The sequence below is a fragment of the Dysgonomonas sp. Shenzhen-Wh21 genome (genome assembly GCF_043392705.1).
Classification (GTDB): domain Bacteria; phylum Bacteroidota; class Bacteroidia; order Bacteroidales; family Dysgonomonadaceae; genus Dysgonomonas.
Map to the genome: position 1 here is coordinate 130,558 of NZ_JAIXHZ010000078.1, position 20,421 is coordinate 150,978.

Below are 20,421 nucleotides of genomic sequence, written 5' to 3' on the forward strand. Positions count from 1 at the left end.
TTAAAAGTTAAAATTATGAATAACAATATATTTCAAAAGATAAAAACAGGACTTGCTTCAGCACTGTTGTGCTCACTTGTTTTGGTATCATGTACCGACAATTTCGAAGACATGAACAGAAATCCTGCTCAACCTACCGACAAGGAAATTCTTGAAGGTTACTACAAGCTGGGTGCATTTTTCCCTCAGATGCTCAACTATGCGTATCCTGCACAGGAGAATGCTTACCAGATGGGCGAAAACCTTATCGGTGACCCATACGGACGCTATCTGTCTATTGCAAATACATGGTCTTCAAACTTCTCTACTTTCAATGCACCTGCCGGATGGATCAACTCTCCGTTTAAGGATGCTTTCGAAAAAGTATATGGTGGATGGACACAAGTGAAGGAGCAAACCAAAGGCGAAGGTCCTCTTTATGCATGGGCTCAGATATTGCGTGTTACGTCTATGCAACGTATCACAGACCTCTACGGACCTATCCCTTACTCCAAAGTGGGTGGAGGAAGCCTTGGTTCGGCTTACGACAGTCAGGAAGACGTATACAAAAATATGCTTGCCGATCTGGATGCTGCTATTGCCGAGCTTACAACATTTGTTGCTGCCAACCCCAACTATACGGCGATGGCTAAATTTGACAAAGTATATAGCGGAGATTTTACCAAATGGATAAAATATGCCAACTCGCTCAAGCTTCGTATGGCGATGCGTATCGTATATGCAAATCCCGAACTTGCTAAACAAAAAGCAGAAGAAGCCGTAAAACATACATTGGGAGTAATCGTAAGCAACAATGATATTGCACAGAATGCATTCCCTCAAAATCCAATCTGGACAGTAACGACATCATGGGGCGACTCGCGAGCTTGTGCCGATATTATCGCCTATCTGTCGGGCTATAGCGATCCCCGTTTGTCCAGATATTTTACAAAAAGTCAGGTGTCAAATGGTCCTGAATATCTTGGTTTGAGAACAGGTATTGCTGTTCCGGGAAAAGACTGGGCCGATAAATATTCGTCTGCTACTTATACCCAAACAGCACCAACATTGTGGCTTCCTGCTTCGGAAGTAGCATTCTTGAGAGCCGAAGGAGCTCTAAGAGGCTGGGATATGGGTGGTACAGCCAAAGAGCTTTACGAAGAAGGCGTTAAGCTGTCATTCTCTCAGTGGTTGGCAAGCGGAGCCGATGCCTATCTGCAAGATGCAGTAAGCAAACCGGGCGACTACAACGATCCTGATCCTGCGTTGGCAGCAAAAGCCATAAGCACGATCACAATAAAATGGAACGATGCAGATCCGTTCGAAACCAAATTGGAGAGAGTTATCACTCAGAAGTGGATTGCAATGTATCCGCTGGGACAAGAAGCATGGAGCGAACAACGCCGTACCGGATATCCACGTTTCTTCCCTGTATTGGTAAATTCGAATACCGATGCAAATCTGAAAACAAGATTCGCTTCTCGTATTCCGTTCCCGCCTGATGAGCAGAACAATAATACACAGAACTACAACGAGGCTGTGAAACTGCTAGGCGGACAAGATAACTATAGTACAAAACTATGGTGGGATAAGAACCCGAACAAAGGATGGTAAAAGGTAAAAGAAAGATGATTGCCCTTTTATACGTAAATGCCCGTTTCGGCATCTGATAGATTTGATATTGGATTTCGGATAAGTACAGGTAGTAAGATTCGTTCTTGCTACCTGTATATATTTTATGAAAGACCTGTATTGTTACGATTTGCATGCCGACCCAAAACAATTGTTGTTTCGTGATGTTACAAATGTAGAGATGATTGATGAGTCAGGTGTCAAAATTATGCTCCGAGAAAGACGAAGCAGTCAAAAGAAATGACACGCTTATTATATTTACTTCTTTATATTAGAGGGAAATAAATATTTTTTCTACCTTTGCCGAAATAATATGGGAAGATATTTAGCTCTGGATTATGGAACAAAGCGGACAGGTATCGCAGTATCGGATACACTTAAGATAATAGCTAACGGACTGACTACTGTGCCCACCCATACTCTTTTGGATTATCTGAAAACATATTTGCAGAAAGAAGATGTAGAGCGCATCATTGTGGGTTTGCCAAAACAAATGAATAACGAATATTCGGAAAACATGAAGCATATCCGTCCATTTGTTAAGAAGTTGCAATCTCTCTATCCCGATATGCAGATAGAATATTATGATGAGCGGTTCACTTCTGCCTTGGCACACAAAACAATGCTGGACGCAGGATTAAAGAAAACAGACAGACAGAACAAAAGCCTTGTAGACGAGATCAGTGCGACTATTATACTGCAAGGGTACATGGAAAGTTTACGATTACAAAGCAAATAATTAAACAATGATATTACCAATATACTTATACGGACATCCGGTGCTTAGGAAAGTCGGAGAAGATATTACAAAAGATTACCCAAATCTGGAGACGCTTATCGACAATATGTTCGAAACCATGTACAATGCCGATGGCATCGGACTGGCAGCACCTCAGATAGGGTTGGCTATTCGCCTTTTTGTGATAGACCTCGAGCCGTTGGCCGAAGATGAACCCAAATACGCAGGATTTAAGAAAGTGTTTATCAATCCTCGGATAGTAGAAGAGTCGGGCGAGCCTGTGAAGTTGGAAGAAGGATGCCTCAGCATACCGGGAATCAACGAAATGGTGGAGCGTAAAGAGAGAATCCGCATTCAGTATCTCGACGAAAATTTTGTGGCTCACGATGAGGTGTATGAAGATTTCTTCGCACGTTGCATTCAGCACGAATACGACCATATAGAAGGCGTACTGTTTGTAGATCTTATCTCGGGAATCAGAAAACAATTGATAAAATCTAAATTAAATAACCTACTAAAGGGGAGGACAAATTGCCGATATAGAGTAAAACCGGTGCAATCAAAAAACTAAGACCTGTTATTATGAAAAGTGTGATCAAGGTATGTATAATACTTGTTTCTATTTTTTACAGTCTTAGCTCTTGTGTAACAAACAAGGACACAGACTTTTTACAAGACATAAAACTTAAATATCCCGAAACGTCAGTCAAGCCCGATCAATATCGTGTGATACCGGGCGACCAACTCAGCATTGTTGTATATGCGTGGGATGAACAAACCAAAGCCATGTTTTCGGCTTATACCCCTCGTTTCTCGGGGCAAGGTATCAGCGAGCGTACAGGAGTCGACGCTTACTCGCAGACAAGAGGTCTCGACGATGCAGCCGGAGTACCTCCTGTAACCGTATATGCCGACGGAACGATAACATTTCCCTACATCGGTAAGGTGTATGTGCAAGGGCAAACGATGCTCGAAATAAGGAATGTTATATCAAACAAGCTGAATGCCTATGCCGACGGAACTACTGCCGAAGTGTCTCTCTACAACAGATACTTCAGCATACTTGGCGAAGCGGGGGCAAATCGCATACACATGCCCAGTACGACCATGACTATCTATCAGGCTCTCTCTATCGCCAGCACGATAGGAGCATACGCCGACAGATCGAAAGTGAGCATTATCCGCCAGACGGAAACAGGGTCTACCGTAAAGACATTCGACCTCCGAAGCAAGGATATTATAGATTCCGAATATTACTATATACAGCCCAACGACGTGTTGTATATCCCTCAGATGAAACGTAAGTTTCTTGGTACAACCACTTCTTTTGCCGGTTTGTTCGGTTTGCTGACATCAGTGGCCGGGGTTATTGTATTTACACTTAGAGTATTTTGATATGAAGGCTATAATATATTACATGTTATCCGGTTTGATGATGGTTGGTATATTCTCTTCCTGCATCTCGAGTGAAGAAATAAATTATCTGCAAAATATCAACTTGCAATATCCTCTACAGCCCTATACCGAATACAGGCTGGCTGTGGATGATAAAATATCATGCTCTATCTCTACCAGCGACGAAGAAGTATTCCGTGCTTTCAACTCGGTGGTGGGTCCCAATCAGAATGCCCTGAAAGCATATACCATCTACAGCGACAGTACAGTTATTCTCCCTTTCTTCGGCAAAGTCAAGGTTGCAGGCCGTACGGTTCAGGAGGCAGAAGATATTATCCAGAAGCTGATACAGGAGTCTATCCTCGATGCACAAGTAAAAGTGACATTGTCAAGCAACTATTTTTATATACTTGCGTCTAACAAACAGGGCTTCTATTCTGTTTATAAAGATAATATGACCATTTATCAGGCATTGGCCATATCGCAGCAGACTACGGGTACGATGGATTTGTCGAAGGTAAGTATCATCCGTAGAGACGCTTTGGGGAATTCGGTAGTAAAAACTTTCGACCTCAGAACCCAGGATGTGATTCAGTCCGAGTTTTACTATATACGCCCCAACGACCTGATATATTTCCCTACAAACAAGAATTCGTTCTTTAATATAGAATCGTTAGGCTCGTTTGCGGCAACGATGATGATCCCTCTTACATTCCTCGTGTATACGGTGATGTATCGCTGGTGATCGATATAAATACAAAAGCAACCCTTTCTAGCACAAATACTTTGTTACGATGGACATAAATAATAAACCTGGAGCTGATACGGATCCGTATTTCGAAGAGATAAAGGCCAAGACGACCTTGTCTTTCGACTTCGTACTTTGGTTTTACCGCATATTGAAATACTGGTATCTCTTTGTTATTTCGATAGCGCTGTTTATGGCATACGCATTTATAAAAAATAAATCGTGGGTGCCTTTCTACGGAATTCAGGCTATGATAATACTCGAAGACCGTGGGTCGAGTATGATATCGGGAGCAGTGCCGCTGGGAAGTATCTTGCGTAATACCGAAAATCAGCAGATTGTATTAGAATCGTACGGGCTTACCGAAAGAACGGTAAAGAACCTGCCGAAGAAGATGCATATCGACTATTTTATCCAGACAAGGTTTAAATATATCAGCCTTTACACCGATTCGCCCATCGAGATTGCTATCGACAGCCTCGAAACAGATATTACGCCCGAGGCGTACAGCAAAGTGTTTGATGTGTCATACGTTAGCGATAGCCAGATACGTGTGAGCTATAAGGATGGTTTGGACGGAGAACCCGAAGAAGCCTTCAATGTCGTGTTTGATAGTCCTGTAGAGAATAAATTCTTTAAAGGGACGATTCGCAAAACGAAGAATTTCAAGCGCGACTTTCTGCCCTTTAGCTTCCGCTTCTTTACCAATAGCCAACTCACAGGGATGTATAGCGGACGGGTGTCTACTGCCCTCAAAACCGAAAACTCTACTGCTCTTACCGTCAGCATGTACGGAACAGATCCGGCTAAAGATATGGATTATCTGAAAGCTCTTTTGGATGAGTTTCAGGATTATAATCTGGCTTTGAAAAACCAACAAGCCGATCTCACGATCAAGTTCCTCGATGCCCAGATAACCGTTATCAACGACTCGCTGAATATATCACGCCTCAAGCTCGAACGATTCCAGAAAGAGACGGGAGTATATGAGGTGTCTTCGGCTACCGTGAGGCGGGAGCTTGATGTTGCCGATGTGGATCGAGATCAGGTGGCGATGCGAGAAAAAACAGTACTGTTTACCACACAGAAGATCAAAGAAGGCATTATGGGTAGTTCGGAACTGATAGACCCTGTAAGCATAGGATTGACAGACGAAATAAAATTGTCGAGATACGTTGAGGAATATAATCAGGAGCTTAGGAAATCGAAGAACTTAGGACCTAAGAGTCCGATTTATATGACGGCTATCAACAAGCTCAACGAGAGCCGTGTGCAGATATTGAGAGAGCTGCAACTTATTCAGGTGAAGCTTCAGGATCAGAAAGACCTCTTGGTGAAGAAATATCAGAACCTCGATCTCAAACTTGACAACCTGCCTCCTCAGGAGCGCGACCTGATAAAATATCAGCGAGAATATAACGTGAACGAGATGTATCACCAGTTTCTTACCCAAAGGCAGTACGAAGCCAAGATACAAAGAGCATCCAATACACCCGACAACTTTATATGGGAATATCCACGTATGGTTGGCGGAGCGATGAATACGGGCGAGAAGAGCAAAAATTATATGTACTTCCTGATGATTGCTTTGGTTATTCCGTTGATCTTTGTCGTAGTCAAAGAAGAGGTACTCAACTTTGCGATTACGTCTAAAGAGGAATGTGAAAAAATATCGGGATTGCCTGTTATCGGGACTATCGAGAATATCTCGAAAAAGCTCGCGGGCGGTGTCGTGCTGGTGAAGAATTTCCCCAAATCGAGCTTTGCCGAGTCGTTCCGAAATATGCGTGTGCGCATAGAATATATGGCTCAGCGGGAGAATAAAATCACTATATTGGTTACCTCAACCGAGCCTGCCGATGGTAAAACATTTATCGCTACCAATGTGGCTTCTGTGTACCAGTTGATGGGTAAGAAGGTAATCATCGTCGACCTCGACCTTAGACGACCTTCGGTAGGAAAAACGCTACAGATCGACGCACAAAAGGGAATATCCAACTATCTGATAGGGCAGGTTACTCTGGAAGAAATCATTATTTCGCACCCCGACTACGGATTCGATATTATCCCTGCCGGAACGCTGCCTCCTAATCCGAGTGAGCTGATCAAGACTGCCAAAACCAAGCAGCTGTTGGAACATCTGAAAGAAGAGTACGACTATGTGATCGTAGACTGTAGTCCGGTAGGTCTTGTTTCCGATGCCTACATTCTTTCATCTATGGCCGATACAACGCTGTTTGTGGTGCGCCGTGCCAAAACCAACAAGGCGTTCTTCAAGAGCGTGATTACACAACTTGGGTTCGATGGTGTGGAAAACATAGCCTTGGTGTTCAACGATGTGAAGGGTAGGGAAGGCTATTACGGAACATCACGTTACTATGGTGATAAAACATACTATCTGAAGAAGAATTCGTATTATCACGACGACTATTTTGAAAGTTAAATTTCGAAAAACTAAAAAATATAAAAAAGAGAGGCTCCAACGGTCTCTCTTCTTTTTTGTTAATGTATTATTCATATATTTGCCAATCGTTGATTAATACACTATAATCGTGAAAAAGTATCTATTCTCAATATTCCTGTTATTTAGCAGTCTGTCTAGTTTTGCCCAAATAAATACGGATAGAGTAATCCTCATCGGGAGAAATTCGCTTTACTATGAAGATTATGTACTTGCTATTCAGTATTTCAATCAGGTGATAAAAGCAAAGCCATATCTTGCCGAGCCTTATTTTTACAGGGCAATCGCAAAGTATTACCTCGACGACTTTAAAGGAACGGAAGACGATTGTACGTTGGCATTGGAGCGAAATCCCTTTATATCGAAGGCATATCAGTTGAGAGCCGATGCCCGCCAAAATCAGAATAATTACGACGGGGCGTTGGAAGATTATAAAGTGTCTTTGGATAACTATCCGAACGATAAGTTTACGCTCGTAAATATGGGTATTGTCAACATTCAGAAGAAAGATTATGGCCAAGCCGAGAAATATCTGAACGAACTGCTTCGCATATACCCCACATATACTCAGGGGTATCTGACACGTGGAGCCATGTATCAGGAAAAAGGAGATACTATTCAGGCATTCGAAAACTACAATGAAGCCATCAAGCAGGATAAGTATATGGCTCAGTCGTACTCTATGCGTGGATTGCTCCATTACTACAAGAAAGACTATGATAAGGCTTTAGCGGACTTAGACGAAGCCATAAAGATAGAACCTCTCCAATCGGGCAACTATATCAACCGGGGGCTTATTCGTTATTCCAAAAACGACCTTCGTGGCGCTATGGCCGACTACGACAAGGTTATAGAGCTTGATGCGAACAATATAATCGCACGTTTCAACCGAGGCTTGCTACGTGCACAGGTGGGTGACGACAACCGAGCCATTGCCGACTTCGATGTAGTACTCAAGTTTGAGCCTAACAACTATATTGCTTACTTCAACAGGTCTCTGATAAAGAGTAACATCGGCGACTACAATGGAGCCATCGCCGACCTCAATGTGGTGCTTGCCCAGTATCCCGAGTTTTATCACGGATTTTATAGCAGGGGCGAAATCAAACGCAGGCAAAACGACCTGAAGGGTGCAGAGCGTGACTTCAATTACGCACGAAGCGAAGAGGCCCGTAAGAATAAAGAAATGGCAGCCAAAGGAATTACCGAAGAGGAGGCTAAGACAAGGGAAACGTCGGACAAGGATATCGATAAATTTAACTTGCTAGTTGTTGCCGATAAGAAAGACGAAGAAAAGAGTAAGTACGAAAGTAACTCTCGTGGACGTATTCAGAACAAGCAAGTGCGCCTTGAGCTCGAACCTCGTTTTGTGATTACTTATTACGAAAAACCGAACGACATCAGACGTTTTGTATATTATAGCCAGTTGGTAGACGGTCTCAACCGCAAGGCTACATTGCCTAAAAAGTTGAGGATAACCAACAGCGAAGCCGCACTGAATGAGCCTCAGATAGCGGATCACTTTTGGTCGATAAACGAGCTGTCGAAACGTATAGAGGAAAGCCCTGCGAATGCAGAGTTATACTATGCTCGTGCGCTGGATTACATGCTGGTTCAAGATTTTGGCAACTCTATTGAGAATTTCAATAAGGCGATTGCTCTCGATCCTCGATTTACGTTGGCTTATTTCGACTTGGCGGTGGTATATACCAAGCAGTTGGAGCTGAAAGAGAACGTTCCGGAATATGACAAAAAATCGGAACAGCCCGATGCCCTTTCTTCTTTGACAGGAGCTAATGCGAAGAAAGACGCTACCTTGACAGGTGCAGGAGCATCGATGCTCGATCCGGGAAAGATGGAGTACGACCTCATTGTGAAGAACTACAGCAAGGTTATAGAGCTTAACCCTGAGTTTGTATATGCTTACTACAACAGGGCGGAAATACGCTACAAGCAAAATGATTTTCGTGCGGCCATCTTAGACTATAACGAAGCCATCAGACGCGACCCTCAGTTTGCAGAAGCATACTATAATCGTGGGTTGGCACGCTTCCAGATCAAGGACAAAGACCGTGCTTTGGATGATATGCGCAAAGCCGGAGAGCTTGGTGTGATAGAAGCCTATAGTATTATCAAGCGTATGACCGAGTAGTCTTCTCTTTATTAAGCGACTGAATAGAAATCAAATAATAAAAGATTTATTAGCTCCGAGTTCGGAGCTAATTTTTATTATATCTGCGACGGGGATTTTTCGGTGAAAGGTTATGACTAAAAATAATCGGTTGAAATGATCTCTCGAAAATAGGGGATACACTCAACCTTACTTTCCTTAAAAAACAAAAGAAGCCCGTATCTCAATAGGCTTCTTTTTGATATGCAGTAGAAGTGTTTGTCCCCCACTTCTTCAATAACACAAAATCAAGGTGTGTTTATACCGTTAAATTGCGCTTGTTTAAGTGCCCAAGCAAGTGTATTGGCCCATATAGTGGAGTTATACACACTATAAACCGGTGTTGTTTTACCATAATTTGGCTTAGGTGTAGGGAACATATTCGTTGGATCCCAATTGAAAGGGCAGAGGGTATTTCCTGTTTGAGTATTTCCTGATGTAGCCGAATATACAGACGAGCAAAACCCTCCATCGCCAAAGTAAACCAAGTTGAGCGATTTGTGCTTAAATCCTGTTACATTCGCAAGATACGCAGCGTCAGCTGTTGATGTATAGTCGTCGCCCCACGAGTACACATCTATTTCTCCTGACGGAAGATTGGCTATCGACATAGCCCACGAAGCATCTTCACCCCAATATTTATTTCTTACGTCACCAAAAGGGCCATTTAGCACATCGTCGTTCACCGCTGTTGTTTTATAAACAGCTCCCGCTCCTCCTGTTGTTGATATTGCGCTTTGCGTAATGTTTGGATTTGAAAAGAGCTGGCGGAATAGTACCTGTGCACCTCCGTTGCTTGAGGGGTTGGCCTCCCAGAATAAAACCAATACGCCTTTTTTGTTTACAAAGTCTATGAGTGCTTGGCGCAACAATATCTGCTCCCCTGATGCTCCACCGGCATATATGTCTTGGCCAATATAGCAGATATCCACCTTTTTATTTGTCAGCTGATCCATGATATAAGATGTTTGTGTTAAATTTGGGAAACCATTGATGGCCGGATAAATAATATCAAAGCCTTCAGTCTTTACAATACTATTTTCGTTTTGTCCAAAATTGTTTGGCGAAGTCAATACCTCGTATGATCCTCTACCCGGCGTTCCCGGAACCCATCCGTAAAGATCTACATATCCTAACACCAACATCTTCTTTTTGGGTATCACCACAACTACAGTTGCGTTACAGGTAGTTACCGATTTCTGGCTGTTTGAAGTCAGAGTCATATACTTGTTGTTTACACTGGTAGGTATTCCTGTACCTTTGAGCTGTATGGTCATCGATGTTGAAGTCAGAAGTCCTTGATCTTTGAACGATATACCGTCAACAGTGTTTGTTTCTATCAGATATGTTGCTCCTATTGCGGCAGCGTCAACATTCAGTTTCAATTCGATGTAATTTGTATTCGGATCTAACGCTTGGTCTACCTTGTATACGCCTTTCACTTTTACAGAACTACAATCCATCGTGTAAAGCGGTTTTTTAGAAGAGTCTTTCACATTGATTCGCAAAGGGTCACAAGTGGTCAGTTGTTTCCCGTTTGCTGTTATTTTTATCAGGTCTCCCGGCGTTCCTACCGTATGGTTGGTTGGTGTTCCTGCTCCCGGGATAGAAAGAAAATAATAACCTGTAGCCAGAAAAACGCCCGAAGTGGTGAAGTAATAGCCGTTAGAAGGGTCGGGCATTGCAGTTATATTATATGCCCCTGCCTTGGTTACGTGCAATGGTATAGTCATGTAGTTGCTTGCATTCAGCGATACTTCGTTTTGGTATATACCTTCGAAAGTCAACGAGTCGCAATTGCCTATTTCTACAACGGCATTCCCTAACTTAGATTCGAAGCAATTCCATTTTGCGCCATCCCATTGGTTTAGTCCCAGACATAGTTCTTTATCGTCATCTTCTACCAAGTTGTATACAATCAGTCCGGTGTGCATCTGGTCTATACTTGCCTTGTTTGCTGCATAATCATCGTTAGGGCCGGAAGCCGGATTACTCGAGTCTTTCAAAAACATAGGGAAGAGCTGGTTCTTTTGCGAGAGGTTTACACGGGGTAAGGCTAACCCTTTGGAAGCATTGGCTGTACCATCAACGATATTTTCCTTGTCTTTCACCTGTAATAATGCTCCGGCTACAGTAGGCTCGCCCGAACCAATGGTTACTTGTGCATTTATAGCCAGGCTTGCGCAGAGAAAAGACACTAACAATAATAATGTCCCCAAGAACATCGGTTTTGGTATTTGCCTCATGTTTGTTTGTCTCATGTAGTTTTTTAATTTTAAGTTTTTATAAATAATCACATAGTTTTGTTTGTCGCGTACGACTTTATGTTTTTGTATCTTTTTTTATTCTTATCAAAACATCAAATTGTCCATCTCTTTGTTTGTGACAATGTTTTGTCGCTGTCGCAGACGAGAAGTATTTTGATTTTCATAAAAATATAATATTTTTTGTCATATACTTTTGTAAAGTTTAATGCCTGATTTGTTTATGACAAATAAAAGAGAGGGAATTGATTTAAAATAAAGAAAAACTATATGTAAACTGTCCTTATACTACCGATGAAATGAACATATTTTGTACATCATCAGAAAGAAATATATGCTTAACTAAACATACTTTTCTAGTCAGAATTCATAAATAAGTCTTCCGTATTACCGACTTGTATTGCCTCGTTTAATAAATGTTTGTCACAAATACCTTGCAAATATAATAATATTATATAAAAAAACAACCCTTTAATAATCATATAACTAAATAAATAAGAAGAGCTTAGGAAGAAGCCTTCAGTAAAATAGGCTTCGGCAATACGGATGCGGGGCATAAATAGCCGAATTGGATAAAATCTGTGATGGCTAATTATATTAATCTGTAAAAAATGTTTATTTTTGCAAGTTCTGGAAAGCAGCTTATTTGTAGGAGCTGCATAACTAAAAAAAGAGAAAGACGAATATGATTAAAATTACATTTCCGGATGGTTCCGTAAGAGAATTCGAAAAAGGAACAACATCTATGCAGGTTGCTGAGAGTATCAGTTCCCGTTTGGCGCAAGACGTGCTTGCCGCAAAGGTAAACGGAGAGGTTTGGGATTTAACAAGACCAATAGATACGGATGCGACGATCGAATTGCTGAAATGGGAAGATGAAGACGGAAAGCATGCATACTGGCATTCGTCGGCACACCTTATGGCCGAAGCGGTGCAGATACTTTACCCTCATGCAAAATTTGGGATAGGCCCTGCCATCGAGAATGGATTCTATTATGATATAGACTTTGGTGATACTCCTGTCAAAGATGCCGATTTTCATAAGATCGAAGCTAAAATGATGGAGTTGATAGCCAATAAGGAAGAGATCAAACGTCAGAGCATCACAAAAACCGATGCGCTAAAAATGTTTGGCGACCGTAACGAGGGGTATAAGGTAGAACTTATCAACGACCTCGCGGACGGAACCATTACAACATATACACAAGGGGTATTTACCGACCTTTGCCGTGGACCTCACTTGCCTAATACATCGTATATCAAGGCGGTGAAGATACTTAGCGCGGCAGGTGCATACTGGCGTGGCGACGAAAAGCGCAAGCAGCTCACACGTCTTTACGGTATCACTTTCCCTAAAAAGAAAATGCTTGACGAGTATCTTTTGATGCTCGAAGAAGCTAAGAAGCGTGACCACCGCAAAATAGGAAAAGAGCTTGAACTGTTTGCCTTCTCCGAAAATGTGGGTAAAGGGCTTCCATTGTGGTTGCCTCGTGGTACACAATTGCGCCTCAAACTCGAAGACTTCCTGAAGAAAATTCAGAAGAAATTCGAGTACCAACAGGTGATGACACCGCATATCGGTAGCAAATTGCTTTACGTAACTTCGGGTCACTATGCAAAATACGGGCAAGATTCTTTCCAGCCGATACATACACCGGAAGAAGGGGAGGAGTTCTTGTTGAAACCGATGAACTGCCCGCATCACTGCGAAATATATAAAATCGTTCCACGCTCATACCGTGACCTGCCTTTGCGTATGGCCGAGTTTGGTACTGTATACCGTTATGAGCAAAGTGGCGAGCTTCACGGACTGACAAGGGTGCGTGGGTTTACTCAGGACGATGCACATATTTTCTGTACACCAGAGCAGCTCAAAGAGGAGTTCCTCAAAGTAATGGATATTGTATTCATTATCTTCAAGGCGCTTAATTTCGAAAACTTCGAAGCACAAATCTCACTCAGAGACCCTAACAATCGTGAAAAATATATCGGTAGCGATGCAAACTGGGAAAAAGCAGAGCGTGCCATTATAGAAGCCTGCGAAGAAAAAGGCTTGCCGGCACGTGTAGAGCTTGGCGAAGCGGCATTCTATGGTCCTAAGCTCGACTTTATGGTGAAGGACGCATTGGGTCGCCGTTGGCAGTTGGGAACAATACAGGTAGACTACAACCTTCCGGAGCGTTTCGAACTCGAATACACAGGAGCCGACAATCAAAAACACCGTCCGGTGATGATTCACCGTGCGCCGTTTGGGTCGATGGAGCGTTTCATTGCCGTGCTTATAGAGCATACAGCAGGGAAATTCCCGTTGTGGCTTGCTCCCGATCAGGTGGTGATATTGCCTATCAGCGAGAAGTTTAACGACTATGCTCACCGTGTGTCTCACTACTTCAAGCAACAGGGTATCAGTTCGCAGGTAGACGACCGCAACGAAAAAATAGGTCGCAAAATCCGTGACAACGAATTGAAACGTATCCCTTACTTGCTGATTGTAGGAGAGAAAGAAGCCGAAAGTGAAGAGGTTTCAATCCGCAAACAAGGTGATGGTGATAAAGGATCTATGAAGTTTGTGAACTTTGCCGCACAGCTAAATGAAGAAATGGAACAAATGATGAATGCTTGGGAGCATCAGGCTTAAGTCTCGTCATTTTACTAAGTGATATAAAAGAGTCCCAAAAGTTATAAGAACTTTTGGGACTCTTTGCATTCTCATCGTTTTATGGATATGCCGATGATGCTCTAAGGGTTACATTATATATACTGTAATATATAGATTGTAATTTGATCCTGCTTTTTAGCTAAGTTTGGCTGTTCATGCGGTATTTAAGGTTTTATTTCGTATATTAGTTTTTTAATGCAAACATAAAAGACAAAACAATGAAAAAAACTTTATTAATTACACTCATTTTGGGAGTGATTTCATTATCCTGTTTTTCACAGCAATTTGAATTAACCCCCGAAGGGTTGAGAGATGCTGCTGATACGTCTAAAGACTTTTTGGTTATTCCTGTTGACGGAAAATCGGCATCAGACTTGTATAGTATATCCAAGCGATATGTAAATGAAAAAATGTCGAATCCCAAATTTGCAATAAAATCCGACTTGGATGGAGATTATTTGCGATATAGTCTTTATTACCCAACGATATTCAGCTTTTCTAAAATGCTGGTTATCCTTAAAGTAAATGGTGCTTATCAGATAGAGATGAGATTTCGGGATGGACGTATTCGGTATAATATCACAACTCTGAGTTTAACCTTCGAGGAGGGTGGCAATGAGTTTTATATTGCTGCCAGTAAAATGAAAGGCTGGGCTATTTTTGATAATAAGGGAAAGCTTTTGATGAAAAATGAAAAGCAAAAACTTGAAGACCATTTCAACAGTGAAGTGCAGATGTTTGTTGATTTCATTCAATCGGATGGAGCTAGTGTAAATGATAATTGGTAAATAAGAACCGTTATACAAAACGAAATCTGATTAATTGAAACTAAAGTGATGAAGCTGTGACAATTTTGGATGTATAAATAAGAATAGGGGGCATCCCCCTTTGAATTAAAAAGATAGGGAAATTTATACAAATTCAATAAGTTTTTTATTACCTTTGCACCCAGCTTTGTTTTAAAAATAAAAATAAATAAAAAATAAAGGAAAAGAATCTAACATTTTTTGAATGAGGAACAATAGATTTAATCAAAAAAAAGAAGAGTTACACAAGATCAATAATAACATTCGAGCTAGAGAAGTTCGTTTAGTCGGAGATAATGTCGAGCAAGGGGTATACTCTATTGGTGAGGCTTTACGATTGGCTGATGAGCTTGAGCTTGACCTCGTTGAAATCTCTCCAACAGCAGAACCTCCTGTGTGTAGGATTACAGATTATCAGAAATTCCTCTATCAACAAAAGAAAAAGCAAAAAGAAGCCAAAGCCAAATCGGTGAAGGTGGTGGTGAAAGAAATTCGTTTTGGACCACAGACCGACGACCATGACTTTAACTTCAAGCTGAAACACGCCAAAGGATTCCTCGAAGAAGGCTCTAAGCTAAAGGCTTATGTGTTCTTCAAAGGACGTTCTATCTTGTTTAAAGAACAAGGAGAGGTGTTGCTGCTTCGTTTTGCTACCGAGCTCGAAGACTACGGAAAAGTAGATCAGTTGCCGGCACTTGAAGGTAAGAGAATGATCATGATGATGTCTCCTAAAAAATCACCTGCAAAGGCTGCTCCTGCTAAACCGAAGGAAGATAAGCCAAAGGTGAAAGTGGAAAAGAAAGAGGACGAAGAAAAAAGCGCAGAATAAGCAGTTCGAAAGAATTGCATTCGTATATAAATTAATTTAATTAATAAACTGAGATGCCAAAAAAGAAGACTAATTCCGGTGCCAAAAAGAGGTTTGCCCTTACCGGAACAGGAAAAATCAAAAGAAAACATGCTTTCAAAAGTCACATCTTGACTAAGAAAACAAAAAAACAGAAAAGAAACCTTACTCACACTACAACAGTAAGCAAGGTGGACGAAAAGTCTGTTAAGCAATTGTTGGGAATGAAATAATTGTATTTCTTAAAAGCAAGTTTTAAAGATTTATTAACCGGATGTATGCAGCAAAGTGTTTTTGAAATAAGAAAACCGCTATCATTCAAAACAATGTAAATTATGCCAAGATCAGTCAATCATGTTGCTTCGCGCAACCGCAGAAAAAAAGTTCTGAAATTAACAAGAGGTTACTATGGAGCCCGCAAAAATGTGTGGACAGTAGCCAAAAACACATGGGAAAAAGGTCTTACCTATGCTTTCCGTGACCGTCGTGCTAAAAAACGCAACTTCCGTGCACTTTGGATACAACGTATCAACGCTGCTGCACGTTTGGAAGGTATGTCTTACTCTCGCCTGATGGGCGCTCTTCACAAGAATGGAGTAGAGATCAACCGTAAAGTTCTTGCAGACCTTGCAATGAACCATCCGGAAGCGTTCAAAGCAATCGTAGATAAAGTAAAATAAAGAATATCTTTATATACAAAGAAAAAGCAACCCGCAGTGGTTGCTTTTTTTGTTTCTATACGTTATCGAGTTTGTCTATTATGGGGCTTTTCTTCATTGCTGATTTTGTTATTGTATAAAAAAGCTATACTTTTGCACCTCAGATAAGGATTTTGCTACTTATACTCCAGCGTTAGGGAAGAAAATAGGGAGTATGGGTATCCTTTTGTAAAGAGTTCTTTGCATACCCTAATAATTTAGATATACTAATTTTTAAATTATTTTGATTGATGAGTAAAAGCAAAATTTACCTGCCTCTCTTAGTGTTGGGAACTGCATTTTGGGGAATTTCGTTTCCTTTATCCAAAGATGCATTCGATTCTATCCACCCTTACACATTCATGTTTTATCGTTTCTTGATTGCGACTTTCATTCTGGCTTTGATATTCTACAAGCAGATTCCGAAAATAAACAGTGAAACAATCCGTAAAGGCGCTATTGCCGGGCTATTCCTTTTTATGGGTATTTGCTGGCAAACGGTGGGGTTGAAGTATACAAGTTCGTCCAACGCCTCGTTTATTGCGGGGGTAGAGGTCGTGCTGATTCCTTTGTTTGCGTTCCTGTTTATGAAGAGATCTATTCAGACACGAATGTGGGTGGCGTGCCTTCTGGCTTTAGCCGGGTTGTATATTATTGCCATGGCGTCGGGTTTCTCAGACTTTAGGATCGGAGACCTGATGGTGTTTGTGGGGTCGTTGTTTTATTCGGTTTACATTTTGTATGTGGGCAAGATCAGTACAGATTCACGGTCTGATGTAACGGCTATTCCGTTTGTTATCATACAGCTATCTGTTTGTGCTCTTTTGGCGGGTGCATTAACTGTATCTACGCAGGGCGTTGGGGCTATCTCGATGTCGTTGCCTTTTGATGTATGGAAGGCTTTGCTGTTTGTCGCCATTTTGTCTACGGCTTATATGTATTGTATTCAGAATGCGGCTCAGAAGTATATTGAGGCCGAGAAGATCGCGTTGACATACTTGTGCGAACCTATTTTTGCGACTGTATTTGCGTATATAATATTAAATGAAGAGATAACAAGCCGAACAGTGATTGGTGGTGCACTTATATTGTCGGCAATGCTTTTGGCGGAAGTAAACGTCATGGCTGTATACCGACGTATCAGGGCGTTCTGTACTGTGAACTAAATTGAATGAACCGATTGTAGTCAAAAAGAGATATTCGCTGAGAGTGTCTCTTTTTGTTCTTTGTGGGGGGCTGTAAGATAATTTTGGATTGTATACAAAAGCTGGGAATAATTTTATATTTTTGTGTCGCCTAACGGCCCTGTAGTTTAATGGATAAAATAAAGGATTCCGGTTCCTTAGCTGTGGGTTCGATTCCCGCCAGGGTCACAGAAAAGCAAGTATAGCGACTGTATATCATTGAATATATAGTCGTTATTTTTTAGGGGGAGGTTGGCAGGGGGAGATTTGTGAATTACTTACTTATTGGATTAGGAATACATCAAACACGACACTTTCTTTGTCAATCTTTCTCATCTTCTATTCTTTCTCTGTTAGTAATAATGGGTTATCGTCTAAATGGGTTTGTAATTTATAATGTGTTCATATACTCCCGTATTTACATGTTTTTTTCTATATGTTTATCTAATCTGAAATAACGGCAACCGAATTAATATTATAATATCTTGCATAGTCAGTATTCCACCAAACATGAGGGTCTGAACTTAAATCAGAAAATCCATATTTGGAATGGTATTGCTTCAGTTTATCTCTATAAACAATGTCCCTCACACCCTTCTTTTTCTGATCTTCTAAGTAGGTAATTCTTAATTCCCAGAAATCGTGAACTTCTTTTATTGTAATAAGCTTTCTAGCATAATCATAAGAGAATATACATGTCATAAAAACAATGACGATAGCGTATGTTAATTTAGAATATTTTATTTTTAGATTAACATTACAAACAAGGATCGCAATCGCAATAATGATAAGTATAATAGTTCCAAAAAGTGCTCGTTTAGGGAATGTAGGGGATAGAATCATTATAAAAAAAGAAAAAAGACCTGAAAGTATGAATAATAAGGAGTTTAGCACCATATTTTTTCTTTCACGACGATTGGTGAATAAAAAAATAAGTAGTGCAATTGCCCATATTATTAGTAGGGGTAATATATAGCTTTGAAAATGGTTGATAGCCACTTGTAGGATGTAAAGAGGGATGTCATGTTCTGCCAAACCCTGTTTGTTGTAATCTTGAATAATAATGTCAGCTCTCTTATAGTTGCCCGGTGCAAGAATCATAAAAGCGTATCCGATAATTGTTCCCGTTAATCCGATGACAGACCATTTCGGTATTTTAATTTTATAGTATTTGCACAAGATTATTGTTGATAAAATGAACATAATAAGTGCTATTCCTAAATTCTCATTAGTCCACCCTGCAACCATTCCGAACAGAAAGAAAAGTATTGCTCTAACATTACTTTCTTTATATAATCGTGTGTTTATATAATTGTAATAAGGATACATAAACATTATAACGATTAATGATCCCCACAGATAATTGGCACTTCCAGTTTTCCATATTGCATTAGAACAAAACTCAGGTTGTAGGAACCAAATAAAAACATGTATTAAAAGCAATAATGATATTGAAGAATATGTGGTTAGTTTACTGTTCGTTATAGATATTCTATATATTGAGTATATTAATATTATATATGCCAATGCGTTAAAAATGCTGGATATACGAAAGTCTATCATTAAAAGCAATTGAGCAATAGTATGAACAACTGTCCTTCCTCCCCATATTTCATAGTGATTAAGTTGTGAGGTAACTATATCAAATAAATTTTCTATTCTTTTATTTTCGTTAAATACAAATGAGTATGAGAAATCATCAGCTAATAAAGGATAGTAATAGTTGATTGGATATATAATTAAAAAAGCAATAAGGGCAATGAATGATAATGAAATATTTTTATTGTTCATTTTGTAATAGTTGTCATAAATGTGTTTGTCAAAGTAAATGAAATATATTTTACTTCGAAATATTTTGTCTTGCAAATGTGGTTATCTTTTTCAACAACTCACCCTTTCCGACAGATTTACTCTATCTAAAATGAAAAATTAATATTTTTTTACACTTTTTCGGTGTTATGGGGCGAACTTTTTCGGAGGTGGGCTGTTTTATGTCTGTAGTTTTGTAAAGTTTGTGTTAAGGTTGGGAAGTCTGCGAAGTGATTTCGCGGGCTTCTTATTTATTTTATTCCTTTTGGAAAATGAAATTTAATTTTAGTTTTTTCTTTAGTTTCTGGTGGATATATGGCTATATTATTTTTCTTTTATCTGTATATGGAATATATCTTTTTAGAAAGAAGAGAAGAGACAAAGCTTATACAGTTTTTGCAATAATCGCTTTCATCCTTCTTGTTACTTTTATGGATGATATCTTATCTAAGCTATTTTATTAGTTTGTTGCCAATTGGATCTCTATTTTTTCTGATCTTTTTCTGTTTTCCTCTTATTCATTTTTTTACATTTGCGGTATGAATAAAATTGTTCTATTTATCGTCAGGGGTATATACAAGACTACTCCTCCATATAAGGATATGCCGGATACATTATCAAAAACAAGTATATACTTGCATTTCGTTTTTTATCTGGTAGTAGCTATTGTCAGTTTGGGATTGATTATTAATATTTTTACGCGTTTTCTTGATTAGAAGTTAAGCTTTTTATTTAATTATATCTCAATTTTTTTGCCATGTTTAAAGAAAGAATATGTTATTCATTGGATAAAATATTACTTTAACTTTTTAATTCTTTAATTACTTTAGGTAGATGATTATACTCAAAGATATATTAGGAACAGTAGTTATATTTTTTGCTTTCATTCTAATGGCGTCGCCTCTATTGGCAGTCTTCTGTTATTTATGCTCATTTTTTGCAAAATATCATGGGCTAAAATATAAAAGTACACTTTTTTTAATTATTGCAATATTTCTTACTATAGTATCCGCCTCCATTTATTCTATGT

Annotated in this window: 16 protein-coding genes and 1 tRNA gene; 15 read left to right on the forward strand and 2 right to left on the reverse strand. The window is 40.0% G+C overall.

Annotated elements, in window-relative coordinates; genetic code table 11:
• Positions 1-15: 15 nt before the first annotated feature.
• The 7 genes from LDB17_RS05295 (at position 16) to LDB17_RS05325 (ending at position 9,106) form a co-directional block, all read left to right on the forward strand.
• A complete protein-coding gene (locus LDB17_RS05295) occupies positions 16-1,593 on the forward strand; it encodes a RagB/SusD family nutrient uptake outer membrane protein (RefSeq protein WP_252638347.1) in 1,578 nt (525 codons plus the stop codon).
• A 331-nt stretch (positions 1,594-1,924) separates the two neighbouring features.
• Positions 1,925-2,350 carry a Holliday junction resolvase RuvX gene (gene ruvX / locus LDB17_RS05300; protein WP_006843792.1) on the forward strand — a complete coding sequence of 142 codons (426 nt, stop codon included), beginning with the start codon at positions 1,925-1,927 and terminating at the stop codon, positions 2,348-2,350.
• A 7-nt stretch (positions 2,351-2,357) separates the two neighbouring features.
• Complete coding sequence (def, locus tag LDB17_RS05305) at positions 2,358-2,921, forward strand: peptide deformylase (protein WP_252638346.1); 564 nt, start codon at positions 2,358-2,360, stop codon at positions 2,919-2,921.
• 11 nt (positions 2,922-2,932) lie between these two features.
• Positions 2,933-3,745, forward strand: a complete 813-nt coding sequence (locus LDB17_RS05310; RefSeq protein ID WP_252638345.1) for a polysaccharide biosynthesis/export family protein — start codon at positions 2,933-2,935, stop codon at positions 3,743-3,745.
• 1 nt (position 3,746) lies between these two features.
• Positions 3,747-4,490 carry a polysaccharide biosynthesis/export family protein gene (locus tag LDB17_RS05315; protein ID WP_252638344.1) on the forward strand — a complete coding sequence of 248 codons (744 nt, stop codon included), beginning with the start codon at positions 3,747-3,749 and terminating at the stop codon, positions 4,488-4,490.
• 49 nt (positions 4,491-4,539) lie between these two features.
• Entirely contained in the window at positions 4,540-6,936 is a 2,397-nt protein-coding gene (locus LDB17_RS05320) for an exopolysaccharide transport family protein (protein WP_252638343.1), read from the forward strand.
• 109 nt (positions 6,937-7,045) lie between these two features.
• Positions 7,046-9,106: a tetratricopeptide repeat protein gene (locus LDB17_RS05325; RefSeq protein ID WP_252638342.1), complete on the forward strand. Its 2,061-nt coding sequence runs from the start codon at positions 7,046-7,048 to the stop codon at positions 9,104-9,106.
• A 266-nt stretch (positions 9,107-9,372) separates the two neighbouring features.
• On the opposite strand, the gene LDB17_RS05330 is transcribed toward LDB17_RS05325, so the two are convergent.
• Positions 9,373-11,385, reverse strand: coding sequence for a hypothetical protein (locus LDB17_RS05330; protein ID WP_252638341.1), 2,013 nt, complete (start codon positions 11,383-11,385; stop codon positions 9,373-9,375).
• A 688-nt stretch (positions 11,386-12,073) separates the two neighbouring features.
• Between LDB17_RS05330 and thrS the strand changes: the two genes are divergently transcribed.
• The 7 genes from thrS (at position 12,074) to LDB17_RS05365 (ending at position 17,771) form a co-directional block, all read left to right on the forward strand.
• Positions 12,074-14,026, forward strand: coding sequence for a threonine--tRNA ligase (gene thrS, locus LDB17_RS05335; protein WP_252638340.1), 1,953 nt, complete (start codon positions 12,074-12,076; stop codon positions 14,024-14,026).
• Positions 14,027-14,265: 239 nt separating this feature from the next.
• Positions 14,266-14,835, forward strand: coding sequence for a DUF4468 domain-containing protein (locus LDB17_RS05340; protein ID WP_252638339.1), 570 nt, complete (start codon positions 14,266-14,268; stop codon positions 14,833-14,835).
• 223 nt (positions 14,836-15,058) lie between these two features.
• On the forward strand, positions 15,059-15,682 hold the full coding sequence (infC, locus tag LDB17_RS05345) for a translation initiation factor IF-3 (RefSeq protein WP_252638338.1): 624 nt from the start codon (positions 15,059-15,061) through the stop codon (positions 15,680-15,682).
• A 53-nt stretch (positions 15,683-15,735) separates the two neighbouring features.
• Complete coding sequence (gene rpmI / locus LDB17_RS05350) at positions 15,736-15,933, forward strand: 50S ribosomal protein L35 (RefSeq protein ID WP_006843779.1); 198 nt, start codon at positions 15,736-15,738, stop codon at positions 15,931-15,933.
• Between the two features lie 102 nt (positions 15,934-16,035).
• A complete protein-coding gene (gene rplT, locus LDB17_RS05355; RefSeq protein WP_006798843.1) occupies positions 16,036-16,380 on the forward strand; it encodes a 50S ribosomal protein L20 in 345 nt (114 codons plus the stop codon).
• 269 nt (positions 16,381-16,649) lie between these two features.
• Complete coding sequence (locus tag LDB17_RS05360; RefSeq protein ID WP_252638337.1) at positions 16,650-17,564, forward strand: DMT family transporter; 915 nt, start codon at positions 16,650-16,652, stop codon at positions 17,562-17,564.
• 135 nt (positions 17,565-17,699) lie between these two features.
• Positions 17,700-17,771, forward strand: a tRNA-Arg gene (locus LDB17_RS05365).
• A 255-nt stretch (positions 17,772-18,026) separates the two neighbouring features.
• Here LDB17_RS05365 and LDB17_RS05370 read toward each other — a convergent pair.
• Complete coding sequence (locus LDB17_RS05370) at positions 18,027-19,373, reverse strand: DUF6056 family protein (RefSeq protein ID WP_252638336.1); 1,347 nt, start codon at positions 19,371-19,373, stop codon at positions 18,027-18,029.
• 557 nt (positions 19,374-19,930) lie between these two features.
• Here LDB17_RS05370 and LDB17_RS05375 point away from each other — a divergent pair.
• Entirely contained in the window at positions 19,931-20,107 is a 177-nt protein-coding gene (locus LDB17_RS05375) for a hypothetical protein (protein ID WP_252638335.1), read from the forward strand.
• The last annotated feature ends 314 nt before the right edge of the window (positions 20,108-20,421 follow it).

Excerpts from the sequence above, each read along its gene's own strand:
- LDB17_RS05295 (WP_252638347.1), top strand. The coding sequence starts at position 16 with ATGAATAACAATATATTTCAAAAGATAAAAACAGGACTTGCTTCAGCA.
- ruvX (WP_006843792.1), top strand. The coding sequence starts at position 1,925 with ATGGGAAGATATTTAGCTCTGGATTATGGAACAAAGCGGACAGGTATC.
- def (WP_252638346.1), top strand. The coding sequence starts at position 2,358 with ATGATATTACCAATATACTTATACGGACATCCGGTGCTTAGGAAAGTC.
- LDB17_RS05310 (WP_252638345.1), top strand. The coding sequence starts at position 2,933 with ATGAAAAGTGTGATCAAGGTATGTATAATACTTGTTTCTATTTTTTAC.
- LDB17_RS05315 (WP_252638344.1), top strand. The coding sequence starts at position 3,747 with ATGAAGGCTATAATATATTACATGTTATCCGGTTTGATGATGGTTGGT.
- LDB17_RS05320 (WP_252638343.1), top strand. The coding sequence starts at position 4,540 with ATGGACATAAATAATAAACCTGGAGCTGATACGGATCCGTATTTCGAA.
- LDB17_RS05330 (WP_252638341.1), bottom strand. The coding sequence starts at position 11,385 with ATGAGACAAACAAACATGAGGCAAATACCAAAACCGATGTTCTTGGGG.
- thrS (WP_252638340.1), top strand. The coding sequence starts at position 12,074 with ATGATTAAAATTACATTTCCGGATGGTTCCGTAAGAGAATTCGAAAAA.
- LDB17_RS05340 (WP_252638339.1), top strand. The coding sequence starts at position 14,266 with ATGAAAAAAACTTTATTAATTACACTCATTTTGGGAGTGATTTCATTA.
- infC (WP_252638338.1), top strand. The coding sequence starts at position 15,059 with ATGAGGAACAATAGATTTAATCAAAAAAAAGAAGAGTTACACAAGATC.
- rpmI (WP_006843779.1), top strand. The coding sequence starts at position 15,736 with ATGCCAAAAAAGAAGACTAATTCCGGTGCCAAAAAGAGGTTTGCCCTT.
- rplT (WP_006798843.1), top strand. The coding sequence starts at position 16,036 with ATGCCAAGATCAGTCAATCATGTTGCTTCGCGCAACCGCAGAAAAAAA.
- LDB17_RS05360 (WP_252638337.1), top strand. The coding sequence starts at position 16,650 with ATGAGTAAAAGCAAAATTTACCTGCCTCTCTTAGTGTTGGGAACTGCA.
- LDB17_RS05370 (WP_252638336.1), bottom strand. The coding sequence starts at position 19,373 with ATGAACAATAAAAATATTTCATTATCATTCATTGCCCTTATTGCTTTT.
- LDB17_RS05375 (WP_252638335.1), top strand. The coding sequence starts at position 19,931 with ATGAATAAAATTGTTCTATTTATCGTCAGGGGTATATACAAGACTACT.